At 32.8% G+C, this 18594-nt stretch carries 18 protein-coding genes and 2 pseudogenes; 9 read left to right on the top strand and 11 right to left on the bottom strand.

The window, feature by feature from the left end; all coding sequences use genetic code 11:
• Positions 1-664: 664 nt before the first annotated feature.
• Positions 665-2377, top strand: a complete 1713-nt coding sequence (locus tag NQZ71_RS25230; protein WP_317012022.1) for a methyl-accepting chemotaxis protein — start codon at positions 665-667, stop codon at positions 2375-2377.
• 498 nt (positions 2378-2875) lie between these two features.
• Here NQZ71_RS25230 and NQZ71_RS25225 read toward each other — a convergent pair.
• Positions 2876-3247 (bottom strand): annotated as a pseudogene (locus NQZ71_RS25225) (IS110 family transposase); the annotation flags it as partial.
• A gap of 594 nt (positions 3248-3841) precedes the next feature.
• On the opposite strand from NQZ71_RS25225, the gene NQZ71_RS25220 reads away from it, so the two are divergent.
• The 3 genes from NQZ71_RS25220 to NQZ71_RS25210 are packed head-to-tail and all read left to right on the top strand — an operon-like array spanning position 3842 to position 5182.
• Positions 3842-4171 carry a PadR family transcriptional regulator gene (locus tag NQZ71_RS25220; protein WP_317012020.1) on the top strand — a complete coding sequence of 110 codons (330 nt, stop codon included), beginning with the start codon at positions 3842-3844 and terminating at the stop codon, positions 4169-4171.
• Between the two features lie 4 nt (positions 4172-4175).
• Complete coding sequence (locus NQZ71_RS25215) at positions 4176-4658, top strand: hypothetical protein (RefSeq protein WP_275007556.1); 483 nt, start codon at positions 4176-4178, stop codon at positions 4656-4658.
• Positions 4655-5182, top strand: coding sequence for a permease (locus NQZ71_RS25210; RefSeq protein ID WP_275007503.1), 528 nt, complete (start codon positions 4655-4657; stop codon positions 5180-5182). Before NQZ71_RS25215 ends, NQZ71_RS25210 begins: the two co-directional genes overlap by 4 nt.
• A gap of 605 nt (positions 5183-5787) precedes the next feature.
• On the opposite strand, the gene NQZ71_RS25205 is transcribed toward NQZ71_RS25210, so the two are convergent.
• The 4 genes from NQZ71_RS25205 to NQZ71_RS25190 all read right to left on the bottom strand — a co-directional run bounded on the left by NQZ71_RS25205 (position 5788) and on the right by NQZ71_RS25190 (position 9979).
• Positions 5788-6063 carry an HU family DNA-binding protein gene (locus NQZ71_RS25205; protein ID WP_275007504.1) on the bottom strand — a complete coding sequence of 92 codons (276 nt, stop codon included), beginning with the start codon at positions 6061-6063 and terminating at the stop codon, positions 5788-5790.
• Positions 6064-6308: 245 nt separating this feature from the next.
• Positions 6309-7067 carry a (S)-benzoin forming benzil reductase gene (locus NQZ71_RS25200; RefSeq protein WP_317012019.1) on the bottom strand — a complete coding sequence of 253 codons (759 nt, stop codon included), beginning with the start codon at positions 7065-7067 and terminating at the stop codon, positions 6309-6311.
• A 31-nt stretch (positions 7068-7098) separates the two neighbouring features.
• Positions 7099-7701, bottom strand: a complete 603-nt coding sequence (locus NQZ71_RS25195; protein ID WP_260055944.1) for a TetR/AcrR family transcriptional regulator — start codon at positions 7699-7701, stop codon at positions 7099-7101.
• Positions 7702-8143: 442 nt separating this feature from the next.
• Complete coding sequence (locus tag NQZ71_RS25190; RefSeq protein ID WP_317012018.1) at positions 8144-9979, bottom strand: rhamnogalacturonan lyase family protein; 1836 nt, start codon at positions 9977-9979, stop codon at positions 8144-8146.
• A gap of 993 nt (positions 9980-10972) precedes the next feature.
• On the opposite strand from NQZ71_RS25190, the gene NQZ71_RS25185 reads away from it, so the two are divergent.
• From NQZ71_RS25185 to NQZ71_RS25175, 3 genes are read left to right on the top strand one after another with little or no spacing between them, the layout of a single operon-like run.
• Entirely contained in the window at positions 10973-11386 is a 414-nt protein-coding gene (locus tag NQZ71_RS25185) for a MarR family winged helix-turn-helix transcriptional regulator (protein ID WP_317012016.1), read from the top strand.
• Positions 11387-11410: 24 nt separating this feature from the next.
• A complete protein-coding gene (locus NQZ71_RS25180) occupies positions 11411-11803 on the top strand; it encodes a rhodanese-like domain-containing protein (RefSeq protein ID WP_317012015.1) in 393 nt (130 codons plus the stop codon).
• A gap of 5 nt (positions 11804-11808) precedes the next feature.
• Complete coding sequence (locus NQZ71_RS25175) at positions 11809-12246, top strand: EVE domain-containing protein (RefSeq protein WP_317012014.1); 438 nt, start codon at positions 11809-11811, stop codon at positions 12244-12246.
• Positions 12247-12989: 743 nt separating this feature from the next.
• Here NQZ71_RS25175 and NQZ71_RS25165 read toward each other — a convergent pair.
• The 5 genes and pseudogenes from NQZ71_RS25165 to NQZ71_RS25145 form a co-directional block, all read right to left on the bottom strand.
• Positions 12990-13250 carry a PTS sugar transporter subunit IIB gene (locus NQZ71_RS25165; protein WP_275007519.1) on the bottom strand — a complete coding sequence of 87 codons (261 nt, stop codon included), beginning with the start codon at positions 13248-13250 and terminating at the stop codon, positions 12990-12992.
• A gap of 156 nt (positions 13251-13406) precedes the next feature.
• Complete coding sequence (locus NQZ71_RS25160) at positions 13407-13874, bottom strand: heme-binding protein (RefSeq protein ID WP_275007520.1); 468 nt, start codon at positions 13872-13874, stop codon at positions 13407-13409.
• A gap of 627 nt (positions 13875-14501) precedes the next feature.
• Complete coding sequence (locus tag NQZ71_RS25155; RefSeq protein WP_144455225.1) at positions 14502-14921, bottom strand: MarR family winged helix-turn-helix transcriptional regulator; 420 nt, start codon at positions 14919-14921, stop codon at positions 14502-14504.
• A 190-nt stretch (positions 14922-15111) separates the two neighbouring features.
• Positions 15112-15462 carry a DoxX family protein gene (locus tag NQZ71_RS25150; protein WP_275008757.1) on the bottom strand — a complete coding sequence of 117 codons (351 nt, stop codon included), beginning with the start codon at positions 15460-15462 and terminating at the stop codon, positions 15112-15114.
• A 199-nt stretch (positions 15463-15661) separates the two neighbouring features.
• Positions 15662-16227 (bottom strand): annotated as a pseudogene (locus tag NQZ71_RS25145) (TetR/AcrR family transcriptional regulator).
• Positions 16228-16541: 314 nt separating this feature from the next.
• Here NQZ71_RS25145 and NQZ71_RS25140 point away from each other — a divergent pair.
• Complete coding sequence (locus NQZ71_RS25140; RefSeq protein WP_144455227.1) at positions 16542-17462, top strand: DsbA family oxidoreductase; 921 nt, start codon at positions 16542-16544, stop codon at positions 17460-17462.
• Between the two features lie 17 nt (positions 17463-17479).
• Positions 17480-17782 (top strand): monooxygenase, encoded by a 303-nt coding sequence (locus tag NQZ71_RS25135; protein WP_144455229.1) that lies wholly within the window; start codon positions 17480-17482, stop codon positions 17780-17782.
• Between the two features lie 119 nt (positions 17783-17901).
• On the opposite strand, the gene NQZ71_RS25130 is transcribed toward NQZ71_RS25135, so the two are convergent.
• Positions 17902-18255: a hypothetical protein gene (locus NQZ71_RS25130; RefSeq protein WP_317012012.1), complete on the bottom strand. Its 354-nt coding sequence runs from the start codon at positions 18253-18255 to the stop codon at positions 17902-17904.
• Positions 18256-18594 lie beyond the last annotated feature (339 nt).

The following is an 18594-nucleotide window of genomic DNA, read 5'->3' as shown; positions in this document are numbered from 1 at the left end:
CATTCCTCCCTCTGATGACGAAATATAGAAAAAACGAAGTGCGTTCCTAAACCAGATTTTTATAATCACTTAATGAATAAAGCAGCCTTACTTACTCGTGAACCAGAACAATCTCATAAACGTACACCAAAAGAGTATTGCTCCCCCTTCATCGTGAAATCAAAAATTAAAGGGTACCTCGTTTATATGCCGATCATTCTACTTCTTGAAGGTGATGAAAGCTCGATTGTTACTACCCTATCAATTGTAAACGGATTAATAAAAACCTTCTTTGCGGTGTCACATTGTAAAAAGCACGTCATATCAAGAAGTATATGTGAACAAAGATACTCGGTTGATATTTGAAACGACTACAGATATGTATGTTTTACATAGAGTAGGTCACCCCGACATATTGGACAGCTATAATGCTTGTCCTTTTTTTATTAGCTGCGTAAACTCCTGTTTACCCCCTATAAAAAATCCCTTTAATGCGTAATATTACCATTTGTTTTTCAAGGGTAATCTACCGATAAATCAATAGAAAGGTTTTGGTTCATTTCTACGGACATACTCTCCAAACGCTTAGGTCATGCTGGCACATGCACCAAGCACACCAAGTGACAGTATGAAACAGAGATTATTGCCATATGGCCTAAGTTATTATATTAAAGGAGATAGTGAAATGAATTTTATGAAAAACAGGAAAGTATCGCAAAAAATATTCATACTAATTATTCTTAGTAGTATTTTTCTTTTGATTGTAGGTATTTATGGAGTTAATGGGTTGCAACAAATGTCAAAGAATACAAATGCTATGTATAAAGATAGACTTATTCCTAATACTTGGATAGCTAAAATGCAACTAAACAACACTCAGAATGATGCTTATGTTCTTGAATTATTCAATACAAAGAGTGAAGAAGAAAATAATAATATTATGGATGCTTTTAACGCATCAACAGAAGAAATAGATTTGTATAAGAGTAAAATAGAAAAACTAGATTTATCCAATGAGGAACATTCTGCTTTAGAAACTTACAATGAAATATTAGATGATTTTAGAGAAGCAAGATTAACAGCAATTAAATTAGGAATGCAAAATAAAAATGAGGAGGCTTTTAAACTCTATAACACGGAGGTAAAAGCTAAAAAGCAAGTTATTGATGAAAAACTGAATGCCTTGCAAAAAATAAACTTAGACACAGCAGAAATAATCGCAAAAGAGAACAAAGAAGAAGCACAAAAAGCCTTAATTACATTTGTTATTATCATGATCATAGCTATTGCAGTGACTGTCTTTATAGGTATTTATATTTCTAGAATGATTACCAAGCCACTAAAAACATTAGAAGTATTAATGGAAAAAGGAAAAAATGGCGATTTCACCGAACTGTCTACTTACGATGCTAAAGATGAAATCGGTTCCTTGGCAGTGAGTTTCAACGGGATGTCAGAAGGTATACGAGAAGTAGTCAAAACGATTAATGAATCATCACAACAATTAGCGGCTTCTTCAGAAGAATTAAGTGCAAGTGCGGAAGAAAATACGAGAGCTAGTGAACACATATCTGAAACCATCCAAGAACTAGCAGCTGGTTCTGAGAATCAAATGCAGCAAATTGGCTCTAGCTCCGAAGGTATCAACAAAATATCTGATAGCACAACTACTATTACACACCATGCAGAGAAAGTAGTCGTAACAGCAGAGGAAGCATCTAAGATATCCGCTAAAGGTGCAGAAAGCATGATTGAAGCTACTAAACAAATGAACTCTATTAATTTAAATGTTATTAATCTAGCGAAATCCGTAAGTTCCTTAGAATCACGTACGAATGAAATCGGAGATATTACGAAAGTTATTACGGATATCTCTTCTCAGACCAATTTATTAGCTTTAAATGCTGCTATAGAAGCGGCGAGAGCTGGTGAGCAAGGAAAAGGGTTTGCAGTAGTTGCAGAGGAAGTAAGAAAATTAGCAGAAAAGTCTTCTCAATCTGCGGAACAAATCTCAACACTTATTGCTCAAATACAAGAAGATACAAAAACCACTTCTGCTTCCATGGATACAGCGACATCAGACGTACAATCAGGGTTATCTATCGTGAATGAAGCGGGAGAATCCTTTAAACATGTTGAAAGTTCGGTAAGGGAATTAGTTCTTTTAATTGAAGAAGTATTTGGTTCCTTACAACAATTAAAAGACAATACGAATATGATTAATGACTCTGTACAGGAAGTGAGTCACATGGCTGGAGATGCTGCATCAAAAACAGGTAATATTTCAGCTGCAACAGAAGAACAAGTGGCATCAATGGAGGAAATCTCCGCATCCGCCACTACCCTAGCAAATTTAGCAACAGAGTTACAATCATTAATTCAGCGATTTAAGATATAAAAGAAAAACACCCATAGCTAGATGAATGGACGTCAATTGTTATATGTAATTGGTTCACTTCATGACTATGGGTGTTTTTATTTCACACCCAGTGAATATTCTATCTTTATATTGTAATGTAAATCATCTTGCACAATATACGCATTTTGTAACAATAATCTCACACATAAAACAACTCCTATTTTCCACCCACACTATGCACATAAAATAGGACACCATATAAAATCATTCATTAAATACGTATAATATTTCATACATTCCCAAATATACATTTTATGAATCTCCCCTTTTTATCTTGTTTTTACGATCCTCTTCAATGAATTTAGACTTAGACACATACTACACCTTCCGGGCTTACATCAAGAAAGCATCCTATGATGAAAGAAGCAATTGTTCCGCAGTCTAGACTTCGATGTTTTGTATCTCACACTTACTATTACAAAAATTATGCATTTCCTCAGTGTCACCGGAAGTAATTCAGGTACAAGATATGTAACTGATCGTTGGTTCGACGTATCTACAATCTTTGACTAGTTGTGCAATGACTTTTGCGTCTTTGACATTATTTTTAGTTGGAGAGTTATCGTTTAGCTCCTTACTATGCTTGACTGTTACGAGCTTAATCTGTTGCTCCTTTAGAATATGTAAATTAAGCCAATAATGGCCTGTTGGCTTCATTCTAGTAATGACAGACTCCATTCCACATGACTCTTTTATTTGATTAATCCAATTAATAAAAGTCCTGAATCCTTCATGATTATTATTAAACAAACAAGTAGAACCTAGCTCTATTTCACGATAATCCTGCGCTCTAGCTACGTGATGATGTTTGGCAATACCAATACCAATCACTAAGGTTTTAGGTGTAATTTAAGCTATTTTATGTTTTTGGTTATAATTCATGGTGAGACCTCCGAATAGATATATTGTTCCTTTTTGCTGGCCAGCTCAGGACACATTTATCTTATCAAGAGGTCTTTTTCCTTTCAAACCACATTTTCAGATATTACAGGAATGTTGCCCTTTTAGCAAAATATGAAAAGGGATACCTTATATTAAAGGAGCCACCCAGTTAGACCAACAAAAATATATAGTAAACAATTGAAAAAATCGCAATAAAAAAAGGGCACTGCCCTTTTTATTGATATATTGTTAACGAGACAGTAAGTACAATAATCCCCCATCCGGTTTGTAAATTAATGGTATTTAATACAGGTGGACTTTTAACAATTTATCTTTCACTAACGTGCCATGTTTCTACCATAAGCTAGTTCTTATTTAATACAGGAATGCTGCCACCTCAGTTAAAACTTTGTAAATTCATTGAGGCTAACCCTTTCCCCTTTTCATACTTCAAATAAAGTTTTTAATTCTCAATAAAGAAAAAATTGACACAGAACTGTTAATTACAGCATACTGTTATTAACAGTACTATGTTATTGATAAAAGGGAGGTATATAATTTATGAAACATACAGGGAGACATACAGGTGCATTTCTATTGCTGTTTTTAACAGAGGGCGATAACTATGGTGGGAAACTCCTACAAAAATGTGAGGAAGAACTTCCCATTAATCCAATTGATAGTTCGATATTATATCGCACACTAAAAAAATTAGAGGAAGAAGGTGCTGTAGAGTCTTATCTTGATGTATCTGATCGAGATAAACCAATAAGGATGTACAAAATCACTAATCTAGGTAAAAGGAAATTAGAGAAGTTTCAAATCGATATTGAAGAAAAAATAAAAAATTTATCGTTTTTCCTAGAAAGATATAAAGAATGGAACGATTAATATGATGATTAGTGGAATTATTCTCTATACTATTGCCACTATTTATTTAGGTATTTCTTTCATAAAAGACAAACATAAAACAAAGGTTGCCCTTTTGAGTTCATGGAAAATGTTCTGCAATGTTTTACCGGATTTATTGGCCATTATGCTTTTTATTGGGCTAGCATTATCGTTATTTACACCGACTTTTATCTCATCGATTATTGGTGAAAGTTCCGGGTTACTAGGTATCATTTACTCAACAATCATCGGCTCTATTGCTTTAGTACCAAGCTTTATTGTCTTTCCTCTTGGAAATACATTAATTCAAAATGGTGCTGCGCTTCCACAAGTAGCCGTATTAATGTCAACAATGATGTCAGTAGGACTTGTAACTTTATCTATGGAACAAAAAACTTTTGGAAGAAGATTTGCTTATGCTCGAAATATATCTGCCATAGTAATGTCTCTTCTATTCGCATTGATTATTGGGGTGACAATGACATGACAATGCTAAAAAAATATCGGTTCTTTTCCTTTTTATTATTAGGGCTACTTATAATTGCGTTTATTAATCACTCTATTGCTTTAAAAACCATTCAGATTACTGGGAAAAGTATTTTAGATATGTTATTCCTTCTTCCTCCTATATTCATTTTAGTGGGATTATTAGATCAATGGGTAAAGAAAGAATCACTTATTCGGTATATGGGGGAAAAATCAGGTATATATGGAGTTTTCTTCACCTTATTATTAGCAACGGTGGCTGCAGGCCCTCTTTATATTGCCTTTCCAATTGCAGTACTATTATTAAAAAAAGGAGCCAGCGTCCGCTATATAGTGTTTTTCTTAGGTGCTTGGTCAACAGTAAAATTACCAGTTATAGTCTATGAAATCACTTCATTTGGCTCTAAATTTACTCTTATTCATATTTGTTTTGGCCTCGTGTTTTACTATATAACAGGAATTCTTTTTGAAAAATTTTTTAACCGACAAACATTGATAAAGCATGATATAAAAAAAAACGTCTAGTTACAAAAGCATAAGGACTTAAATGTATGATTTGCCGAAGAGTTAAAATTAAATACTCCCATCTTCAAATACCCCTTACCTTAGAACTTTTTTAGAAATAAGCGGATACGATACACTGTATCCGCTTATTAGTTTCCTTCTTAACTAATCTCCCTCAATAAACAAACCACTTATCTCGTAAATACTCAGTTTCACAAAGGAAATGAGCGTTAACTCCTAATATAAGCGTTAATCCCTCTTAGTATGAAATTGAAAATAACAAAAAAACGCCTAACCCCTTATAAATCAAGGAATTAGACGCACTTTCAACCAAAATTTATTAAGCGTTAATAAGAAATTAACGCAGATTTATATATTCGTATATTAATTGTTTATACTTCTTCTCTTGTCCGTTAATGAAACTCCAGTCTATTTCTAGGCAGTTTTAATTTCTCCAATTGGTACTATAATCATTCGTTCTTGGAACCAGTCATAACATTCCACCTGGTTATATAAATATTTAGTTTTGCTACTCGGAGCAAACTGACTAAAAATTAATACTTAAAGAAATTAAAAGGCATATAAAAAGAGGTAGAGGATTAATCCCCTACCATATACTAAAGCTCTTATTCTTTCACAGCATCTTTTAAGTTTTTTCCAGCTTTAAAAGTTGGTGCTTTGCTTGCTGCAATTTCTATTTCTTCACCAGTTTGAGGATTACGTCCTTTTCTTGCAGCACGTTCACTAACAGAAAAAGATCCAAATCCTAGAATCTCTACTTTTTCACCATTTTTTAATGCTGTTGTGATTGTTTCCATTAAGGAGTCAACTACTCTAGTTGAGTCTTTTTTTGATAGTTCAGAGTTTTCAGCTACTGCATTAATAAGTTCTGTTTTGTTCATATATGTACCTCCTAAAAATCAGTCCTTATAGGACTTCTATAAGTATTCCACAAACTTTTTTAATTAGCAATTATTAAGCTAATTGACTTGGAGACATATCCAAAACTAGGTCACATGTAACGACATATTTACCATTTTGAAGTTCTCTTATGGAACAAACGCCCCCGTTAGTTTAAGTTCATTCCTTCACGTTCTAACTGCCTTCAAAATATATTCAGTACCATATTATGCTTTACTTATGTAAATTACATTTGTGTTAATTCTTCTACTAAAGTCTCTTTACCGTAATCACTACTCATTAATAGTTGAATTAGTTTTTCAGCAGTCTCTAAAGGTGTTTGTAACTTTCCTTCTACATATAATTGATTAAACAATTCAACATATGGGAACTTTTCCTTACTTGTTGACCGTATTTCAGTTTGTAATTTTGTATCAATTACACCTGGATAAACTGATGCAACTTTTACTGGAAAAGGTTCTTCTTTTTGTTCTATATAAATACTTTTTGTAAACGAATCTAGCCCAGCTTTTGCTGTACTATAAGGGCTTTGTGAAGGAAGCAAATATTTTGCAGAACCAGAAGAGATGTTTAATACTCTTTTGTCTATTTTCCAATTTTTTGTGTACTTAATAAAATGAGATGTTAGCAAAATTGGAGCAATTAAGTTTACATTAATATTTCTAATGACATCTTCACTAATAGTTTCTTCAATCGGTCCAATAGGGGAAAGAATACCTGCATTATTGATTAAATAAATAGAATCAACATTATCTTCATTAATAAAACTAAATACACTTTGAAAAAGGGATTCAATATCCGATAAATTATTAAGGTCAAAAGAAAAATTAAATACATTAACTGGTTTTAATCCTGATTGAAAATTTAAATTTTCACTCATACCTCTTGAAATACATATAACCTGATTATTCTCATCATTTAACAATATCCTTGCCAATGATTCTCCAATACCTCTAGAAGTTCCCGTTATAATAAAATACCTCATTTAGATACCTCTCTTTCAAATATTTAATTACCTATATTCTCTCTTCCTCTTTTAATAAACTATTAACTGTTTCTTTCCAAACTTCCTTGTAATCAATATCAAAGCCCATCATTATACTCCTCGCTATATTATCAATGACTAATGCTAGAATTTGAGCATAATTATCAACATTAGAAACTTTAATAACTCCTTCATCAATTCCTTTTAATAAAATATTTCTAAATCCGTTAATAAACTCGAATTGTACACTTACAAGACGCTGTTTAAAATTAGAATTCCGACTGGATAATAATGTGAATTCATTTAAAACCTTTACTAATTCATAGTTGTCATCCACTGTAGTTGGTAATAAGTCTAATCCAAATTGATACAGTTTTTCACCATAGTTATCTTTATTTAGTTCATTAATATGGAAAAATGCATTAAATTTATAGTTCCTAAGAGTATGATTAAAAGAGTGTTCTACTAACTCTTCCTTCGACGAAAAATGATAGTAAATTGAAGGTTTTGTAATCCCTACTTCTTTTGCTATCATCGCTAAACTTGTCTTCTCTATACCGAAGTTTTTAAAAAGACTTAATGCTGCTTCAAGAATTTGAGTAGAGGTTAATTCTTTTTTATTGATAAGTATCACTCCTTAGCAGTAAATAAATCCCAATTGATATAATTTTACCTACCGTTAGGTAAAAAAACAAGAGGACTTTCTCACTAATAAAAGAAAAATAAGGTCTCCTGGATTATTAGCATCCTTATTATGCTAAACTGCCACGTTAGTACCATAGCCAAAAAGGGCATTATCCCTTATTGGATTAATGCCCCCGTTCGTATTATAAGTGTAACCTTTCACAATTTCAACCACTTTATCCTTCTTATAACTTTTTATATAAAACTCCAAAAAAAGACAATAACCATATATGATTAATGTCTTTGCTTATTAACTATATTCCTTAACAAGATTTATCCTAAAGAAATAGTTAGTATCTTAAGCTCTTTTCATTTTCTTCATGTTTAGTTTGATTTGACAGATGTAGGCCAAGGCCAAGGCCTGCACCTAAAAGTGAACCTACACTACTTTACTATTCTGCTAAATAGATATTAGGTTTTGAAGGAATAGTCATTTCACTACCAAGATAGTAGTCAGGTAAGTGTGATTGATAATATCCCTTTATTGTCATGCTATTTCGATACATTGGATTTTGAGCAAGCGTATATAGACGTGTATTGCTTGGTGTAGATGTGGTGAATATAACAAGCTTGGAATAGTCGTTATTTGTCATCACAACTTCTTCTCTCCAATCTCCGAAAATGTCTCCATAAAAAGCAGGTGCTCTGCGATCATTAACTTTAGCATTCTCGAATTTATAATTTGTGACCAGTCGTGAAACCTTACTCGTTTCATAGTTCCACTTTTCAATTTTCCCATCATTCCAACTTTCACTTAAAAGATCTCCATCCCACCATAAACGGAAAGAAGGATATGGTTGATTTTCTTTTGTTGTAATTTGGGTATTGGTAGGGCCATTATAAATTCCAGAAAAAGACCATACCTCAAATCCAGGGTATCGAGGGTCCAAATCTCCGATATCACCACGTCCTATATCTTGTAATCCAGCTGTTGCCTCATCTATATGTTGCCAATGCATGAAGCCTGTTGTAGCATCATAATAATGCTCAAGTATACCAGTTTTGTTATTCTGTTGAACACCATATCCTTGAAGACCAGGAGAGTTTGGATCAAATTTCCCAATATAAAAACGGTCTCCATGTCTAACATTACTGTCGGCTAATGTATATCGCAAGCTACCATCACTGTTGAGTGCAAAACCGACTTCATTTATCTCATCTTTCCCATCGCCATCTAAATCAGCGATCCTCATTTGATGTCCGTCAATGGTTTCCTGTGATCCACGCAACCATTTCCAATCCATCTTCATATTAGAACCGTTATAGCTGTATGTAGAAACAACTAAATTAAAGGTTTTATCCTTGTTACGGTTTTTTGCGAAAACAACAATACTTGGTGTTTTTCCATTCACATAACCAACTCCTAATTGAGTTGCCAGAGGTCCAATGGAAAGATAATCATCAGGAAGTGGGTGAGAAGCTTCTATCTTTCCTGTCATTCCATCAAGAACGGCAATCCACTGCTTATTATTATTACTATCATTCCAAACTTGGCCGTCTCCTAATGTGACACCATTGGCAATTTTAAGAATTACTTCTGCTTTTCCATCACCATCTAAATCGTAAACCGTTGCACCATCCCACATGCCGGTATCTAATGTAGCAGAACCAGGAGAGATTCTATTTTTATTTTCACTATTTGGCCCGAGGTTTGCAGACCACAGGAATGTTCCATCACGTTTGTATGCTTCCACTATTTGATGTGTTTCTTTATGACGACTAACAAAATAATCGTATTCACCGTCTCCATCAAAATCCCCAACCCAAACATTACGAATTGGTCCTCCACTTTTTAATGGGACTGTTAAGTAAGGCCCATCCGCTGTGTTAGCTTTAAAAGTAAAGGATGAACTTGCAGTATCTTCCTCTTGTTCCTTTCCATTGATAACAGGCTTAACCGTATAATCATGTTCCCTGGTTAAATCTGCACTAGTATCTGTAAAATTGGTACCTTCTGTTAGAACAGAAGAATTAAGTTTTATTTCTTTCTCACCACTCGTAGTACGATAGATATTAAAACCAACTTCAGTTGGTTCCAAAGCAAGCAAGCGCCAACTGATAAATACATCTGAACCATCACGTACAGCAACCACACCTCTACCCAATTTCTCCATTTGTCTTGGTTCAGAAGCTGCCTGAGCAGTATTACTAGGTAAAACAGAAGTTACTGATAGGATGATCAGTAATAAAAATGCAAAAATTTTTCTAGATATATTGTTGAAACCCAAAACGTATCCTCCTAAATAAGAAAGTATTTATGTAAAGGGACTTCGGCGCGCACAAAGTCCACTATTACTCCTAAATTCACATACAAATTCTTCTTACATTACTAATTAAAAACAACGTTGGTATATTTATCCCCTACTATTTTTTCGCCATTTATGAACCAATATTAATAGTTCTATATACTCAATTGATAATCGTAATCATAATTATTTAAAATCACTTATTTAATGACTAATTCATCCTAACTCTAGATGAGCGTCACTTTTGGAGTTATTTCGCAAACAAAAGAACTATAATCTCTTTTTGATTAATGCTCCCAGAGGCTCTGCAAATAGAGGGTTGATTTCTTGATTTATGTACGTTGTTCAGCAGATTCTCATCTGTCCCGCAAGAATGGACCAATGAAAAGAAAGGTATAAAAACCTACTTCCTTTTTAGCCGTTTGTCGATGGCCCACCATAGCAGGGATTAGTCTTGCTTAGAACACTCAAAAAAAAGCCCTTGCAACTGCAAGGGCTCTTAATATAGGAAATAGTGAGTTCCACTACTTAACTTTATAATTTAGTTGCACAAATTGATTAGAGACTCTTGTGTTTATAAGTGTTAAGTCTAATTGAAAGTCACTTTCTTTAAATAACTGCAATCCAACACCTAATAATGTTGGAACAACTATTAAAGATATATCATCAACTAACTTTTCTTTTATGGCCAGTTGAATTATATGTAAATCCCTTTCTTCTTTTACTAAAGCCCCCGTTTGTTTAAGTGAAATCGTTCACAAATTTATACTTTTTCGTCATTTAATGACCTAAAAAAGAGAATCAGAAGTCGTCCCCCCTAGTTAAAATACCTTATCTTAAAAACTTTATTTGATAAAAGGAAAACTTTAACTGACTATTTATTTTTTATACGAACGTAAGTACTTGAATTTTAACAATTAATCAGTTATGCTGATTATTAGTAAAACTGATTAATACAGGAGGTGAATATTACACTTGGAAAAATGGAATCAATCTTATGGCTTTTTACTAGGAAAAGTTCTTCAACAAATGGAAACTAAATTTGCTGAAGGACTGACCCCTTATAAAATTAATGCTAGACAATATGGAGTCCTTTTATTTATTAGCGGAAACCCTTATTCTTCACAAAAGGATATTTCCGAAAATCTACAAATTGATCGGACGACTATGGTTAGCCATATCGATCACCTAGAAACTTTAGGATTTGTAGAGAGAACTAGAAATCCTAATGATAGAAGATCCTATAGTCTTTTAATCACATCAAAAGGGACTCAAGTTTTAGATTCACGTTGGGAATTTCTAATTGAAACGGAATTAGAAGTACTCACCCCTTTAAACAATCAAGAAAAACAATTGCTTAAGGAGTTACTTGTAAAAATTTGGAACTAACTATAAAACTGGAGGAATTTATTTATGAATGCACTCGATTATTTTAAAGCACGTCTGGAAGCAACTGTTAGTCCTATGGATTATTTAAGATTGGCACAAGTCGATCCAGAAAGATACTTCTTAATTGATGTAAGAAACGGTCCTGAACATGTAAGAAGTCTAACAATAAAAAATGCTAATATTATTCCTCAACAAGAGTTGCAAGAGCGAATACATGAAATTCCTAAAAATAAAGAAATTATTGTTTACTGTTGGGATGTCTGGTGTAATACAGCAGCTAAAGTAGCAGTATTTTTGTTAGAGCGTGGTTATAAAGTAAAAGAGTTGTCTGGTGGGATAGCTGCGTGGAAAGAAATGAATTTTCCTGTCTCAGATGCTCCTCTAAATGTTAATCCATCTGATAATTGTGGATGCTAACTCTAATGCATAATGAAAAAAGGTACTGGATTGGTGTTGCTTCTCGTGATCATGTTTTAAATGCAGTCCAAGGTGGATTCGCTCAGCTTTGTCATGGCAAACATGCGCCTTTAAGAAAGATGAGCACTGGTGATTGGATAATTTATTACTCTCCCAAGGTTAATTATAAAGAAAGTGCTCCTCATCAAAAATTTACTGCTATTGGAAAAATTATTGATGAAGATGTTTATCAGGTGAATATGGGGAATGATTTTGTACCTTTCCGAAGAAATATTGATTTTATTCCTAGCATTGAAACACCCATTAAACCACTAATTTTAAAACTGTCATTTATTAAAAATACAAAATACTGGGGTTATTCCTTTCGATATGGTCATATAGAAATAAGCGAAAAAGATTTTAAACTAATAGCAGAAAAAATGGTTAATAAAAAAGGAGATTAGAACATTCTAACCTCCTTTTTACATTGATTCTTTAGCTAACCTTCCATGTTTTTTCCATTGACAAGTTTTCATTTATTACAGGAATGCTGCCCTGTTTGTGACACTTGTAATGAAATTTCTTTTGGAGCATCTATAATGTCTTTCAAATCCATAATAAATTTTGGTTGTTTCCCAGTAGGAAATAGTAGCATTTCAATCCCCCATTAAAAAATATATAATGATCATTTCTTTTGATACTCAACAATAGACTGGTTTTAATTTTAGCACAACTCACTTCATTTTCCTCTTGAGCTAGTCGAGTAGAAGAGAGCCTTTCTACCTTACGGTATTGTACTGAAGAATTTAGAAAGTCATTCTCATAAATTGCATTAAGTACTTTGGAAATGCCTTTTTGTACGATTTTATCCTCATGTTCTGGTATCCCCAATGGTACGACCTAGGCTCGGCCGCACACCTGCCCCATTTCTTCCATAAGCTAGTTTTGATTTATAACAGAAATTGTGCCTTTTTTTTCATAAAGTAATTAAGCTGCAGTTAATATATCCATCTTGAAAGACACTATCTTATAAACATAGAAAACAGGCATAGAAGTCAAGATTTCAAACTTTTAATGCCTGTTTTCTGTTTGTTCTTTTTTAAGGTACTATGCGATTCATGTTCAGTGTTGTTATCGCTCCACTTTACGATTATTTTTATTGTTTTGTTTTTTATTTCTTCTTTTTTAATTCCTTCCATATATGTAATCATCTGTCTCCTTCATTTGGTACTAAAAGTTTTTTTACCTCGTTATATACTTCAACTACTTCATTACCTATGACAACTTGGCATTGGGCGTTCATTTTAACCGCCATTACACCTGGAATCTTTTTTAACTGATCTACATTTGCTTTACTATTATCATTTAAGGAAAAACGTAATCTTGTCGAATAATACTCAAGGTGGGAAACGTTTTTATTCCCGCCCACATACTTTAACACCTCTGCTGCTGTTTGTTTGTAGCTCATCCTGTGTACTCCTTTTTAATAGTATTGTAGCGTCGCTGGATTAAAACAAAAAAAGGCAGGACCTAAAATAACAAATACAAAAAGTATTATTTGTTATTTATAGATCCTGCCTGCATTACCAGTCACATGTCCAATTTGTTTATTTAATTAATTAGTTTATACTCCCTTTATGAAAGCGTCAACTTTTTTTATTTTATATTCCCTAAAAGCATCAACAATCAACTGATGATCCTCAACATGGTCTAATCCACTTACTATAAAACTACCAACTATCTCATCTTTAACAATGATTGGAAAGCCTCCACCGCAAATTACAATCGTTTCATCATCTTTATATTGTTCATAGGTACCATTTTCTTCATTATCTAAGAAAATGTAGTATCCGCTATGATGGAATCTTTCAATAGTATTCTGTTTTCTGTTTAACCAGATATCACCTTTTTTGCCTTTCATCAGATACTGAAATACTATCTCGCCATCTAAAACAGCTCTTATTCTTATATTTTTTAACTGGTCTTTCTTTATTCTATTTACAATACTTAAGGCTATATTATAAGCATCTTCATTACTGAAGGAATCAAAGGATAATTCCTTTTCTAACTGAAGTACTTCATCTTTCGTCATATTCTTTCCTCCAAATATTATTAGAAACAGAATCCTTCCGGTACCTTTTTCTTAAGTTTCATTCATTAGTTTTACTTATTGAACTCCATACTTTACGACCCAATTTCACTTCTTATTTATTACTTCTCCTCTAGAAACTTGTCTAACTTATGCCATTGCAATTCTATTTCCCTCTTTAACATTCTTTTCCTTCATTCGAATGTTTTTACATCCACTGAATGTGTTGTTCCATCTCATATGTATCAAGATGTATGTAATTAACCTCCTCCTGAGCAATTGATTCATATCAACATCTATTCTCTCTAAAAAATTGATACTTAAAATGGCAGCTCGTTCTTATACTATTGAACCAATTCGCCAAGATATAAAAAAATCCTTCTTCCGCATAGCAGCTGCGAATGTTACATAAGAGTGACTATTTACTTTAATTATATGAATGCTGCCATGTAACTAACATAAAACAATATCTGTGATTCTAACGTTAGGCTATTTGTTAAGAGTCAAAAAAAATCGTGCATACTAGATATAATTTTATAAAAAGTCACAATTAACGGATGGAAAATTATCCTTTATAACAAATTTAATATCTGAGTTACTACAAAATGGAAGGATTTATGAAGGAAATGATTAATATTTTGTATCCCATAATTTATTTAATAGTTCTTTTAAATATTGTATTTCTTGCTCACTTAAATTACTTGTTACAGACTGATGGGCCTCCATAACTACAGGTAATATTTTGGTTTTTATTTCGTGTCCCTTTTCAGTTAAGTAAAGGTTTTGAGAACGTTTATCTTGAGCATTGTTTCTTTTTTGTATAATTTCTTTTTTCTCCATAGACTGTATCATTCTTGCTACTGTTGTCTGATCCTTATCAATTGCTGCAGCCAATTCTTTTTGTGTTGTCCCTTCATGCTTACAAAGCACACTAATGATTCCCCATTGCTCTGGAGTAACTTCAAAGGGCTTTAATCTCTTGGTAAAATAATTGGTCATCTTTACATCTGTCCGATGAACAAGATAGCCAATTAAATCATGTAATTCCATACTTCACCTCTATAAAGATTATATTAACGAATTGGTACCTATACTTTAATTTTGAATTAAATTTATTGTAGGTTTAGGGGTACCATACTGTTCATTTTATCAAAACCTGAATTAATAAATATACCATATAAGCCTGAATAGCTACCCCTTCTTGAATATACTGTTCTTCTGTCTTCAGCAAATATTTATATTAAAAAATATAAAAGGAACTTACACCTAAACTTAAAATCATTAAAATTATTGCTGGGATTGCCTTTTTTAATGGATCTTTTACTATTACTACTAAAGTAAGAGCAGCAACAAACATAGTTCCACCTAATAGTAATCCTGCAAATAACGAAACGTACGGAACCCATATACCAATTAACATACCAATTGCACCAATTATTTCAAAAGCACCAGTAAGAAAATTAAAAATAGATGGAAAACCAAACCGCTTAAATTCTTCAGCCATTTTTCCAGAAATTATTTTTGTTCCGGTCATAATGAAAAAGATAAATAATAATACTTGAACAACATTTACTAAAATAGAGATAGTAATCACCTTTTTCTTCAATAGAATTAATACATGCTATAGCATGTATTATACAAACAATTATTATTTCTTCAATTGTAAATAACAATTAGACTAGTTGTCACATTACCCCCTTTATTTATTACTAAGTAAAATATAACAATTAATTTGTGCAGAAACATAGATGCTATAGCATATACTTTCATTTATTTTGCTAAATGTCAAATTAATCTTTCTTATTATGCTCTATATAAAATCCGCTAGTTAAATAAGGAATAACCAATTTAATATACTCTTCCGGTGGTAACTCACTGTTTTTACTCCAAGCAATAGCAGCTCCATATATTCCACAGCTCAACATAACTGACGCAATTCTATTTCTTTCTTCTCCCTCACTTTGCCTTTGTAACATTTTATAAAAGATAATCTCCAGTTGTTCCTTGATTATTCGTGCTATCGTGTCTTCATATCCATTATGACATCGACTTGATAAAGAACTATTGAAGCTAGTTATAGCTAAAAATAAGTTCACTATTACTTCTTCATTAAGTACAAAATCATTAATTATTTCATCATTTAAGTTAATTAGGAATACTTCAGACAATACCCTTTCCAATAAATCATATTTATCTACAAAATGATAATAAAATGTTGCCCTGTTTATCTAGCCTCTGTTGTAATATCCTTTACGGTAATATCCTTGAAGTCTTTTTTCTCGGATATCATCATAAATGCATCCATAATTGATTTTCGAGTGCGAATATATCGCAAATCTTTTTTTACTTCGGTCATCTATATCTCCTCCTTTTTAGACAAATGATCGAATATGTCGTATATACGATAAATGACAACATCTATTGGTATTGTTCATTTTTATTATGTACTAAGATGATATCGTAATCAACTTTACTAACTGACTTGGAAGGAGAGATATATGTTGGTTAGAAATAGGAATAATTACTGGAAGCACAAGACAAACAAGGCTTGGAGATAAGTAGCTGATTCGGTTATATCGTAAAGAGTACAACCTGACAATTTATGATGAACCAATTCATGGTCATCTGCTTTAAAACTAATTAAGAAATAAGAGGAGTGAAGAAGTTTGTATGAGCAAAAATCCTATGGCTTGTGATTTAGAAACTGGAATTTGCGGTGTTCCTGGTAATAACGAAATGGAAATGATTGATTTAACCAATTCCAATAAAAAAATTGATTTATATTACGTAACAGATCCAATTTGCTCTCATTGTTGGGCACTGGAGCCCGTCCTTCGCCGCCTTGTCTCTCAATATGGTCACCACTTTAATTTTCATACTGTTATGGGAGGATTGTTGGAGAAATGGGAAGACTTTGGTGACGCTGCAAATGGTATTTCTAAACCTTCCGACGTTGCAGAACATTGGAAAGAAGTTGGTGTACACAGCCGCATGCCAATAGATGGATCTCTTTGGCTGGATAACCCCATTCAATCATCTTTCCCACCATCTAGAGTATATAAGGTTATTCAAAAAAGGAGTAAATCCTTAGCAAATGCGTTTTTACGTCGTGCAAGGGAAGCCGTATTTGCATTCAATCAAAATATCGGGGATCAAGGTATGCTCGTTGATATAGTGAATAAATTAGGCCTAGATGGTGCATCCATTTTAGAGGAAGCACAACAGGAAACCGGAAGGAATCTCCTCAAAGAAGACTTCAGACTAGCTGCTAGTTTGGGTGTAAGAGGATTTCCCACTATTATCATGGTCAATCAAGAAAATAAAGGTGTCAAGATTGTCGGAGCTCGTCAACTAGAATACTATATAAACGGTTTAAAACAAGCACTCCATCTCGAGAATATTCAACCTAGAGTTCTGCCTAATCTTTCTGGCCTATTGAAGGAAGAAAAGTTATTATTCTCGAAGGAAATTGAAGTTATGTACGATATTCATCAATCAGAAGTTTCTTCATTTGTAAAAGAGAAACTTTCTTCTGAGAGCTATCATAAAAAAGAAATACTAGGTGAGTCCTATTTTCTACAAGCAGAATAATTAGAGGAGATTATAAAATGGCATATATTTTACAAGTTGATTTTAGGATGCAAGGTCCCTTTGGAGAGGAGATGGCTCAGGCTTTTTCTGGTCTGGCGGAAAGCATTAACAAAGAAGAAGGATTTCTTTGGAAGATTTGGACAGAGAATCAGGAAACAAGTGAAGCTGGGGGCATCTATTGCTTTCAAACAAAGGAAAACGCAGCAAATTATTTAGAAATGCACACTAAACGATTAGTGAATTTAGGAGTAAAAGGTATCAATGCAAAGATTTTCTCCATTAATTCTAAATTAACTAAAATAACAAAAGGTTTATATTAATTTCCCACGGATCTATAAGATAAATTAAATTGCAAATAAAAACATGCCACTTTTTTGACATAAGAAAGAGCTCGCCTTGAAAAGTGAGCTCTCTTCATTATAAAAACAAATCATTATGCTTAATTTTTATGATTATCAAGCAGCTTTTCTTCTAATTTACAAATCCATCTATAATAACCTGTTAGAATTAGTATAAGCATGGGAGCACAAAATGTATCGTACCATAATTTCCACCATCCTAGATGGAAGAATCCCCAAGGTTCAGGAATTAAAACCAATGCCTCGTAAATAATAATACCTACTGTGCAAAGAGAAATAAAAATTGCTTTTTTAACAAAACTGGAGTTAAATGGGAACAAGCTTAATAACATTATATTGAATGGTGGAATTAGAATTGTATGTGCAAGAACTCCCATCCAGTCTACGCCTTTATCAAAATACCAGTATCCTTTAAACTTAAGTTCGATCACCACATCAAAAACCACCTGAAGCGCAATGGTAAATGTCCATATATTTACTTTTCTATTCATTGTCGGTATTTTATTTTTTTTAAACGCTATAACATTAAATAGAATAATCGAAATAAAAAGGAATACCATAGATTTTCCTGTCCTTATAATTTTAGTATTAGATTAACCATTGCAACTTATTTAATACCTTAATTAACTAAGTAACAAGAATTTTTTCACTATCGCTTCCATTTCGAATGACCGGATGAGGGTTATTTATGTAAAAGGGTCAACCAATGAAGGTTGACAAAAATCGTATTAGTGAAGAAAAAGAAAATTTTAATTACTGGCTGACACTATATA

This window comes from Niallia taxi, assembly GCF_032818155.1.
Taxonomy (GTDB): domain Bacteria; phylum Bacillota; class Bacilli; order Bacillales; family Cytobacillaceae; genus Niallia; species Niallia taxi_A.
This window is presented reverse-complemented; position numbering and strand designations above follow the sequence as displayed.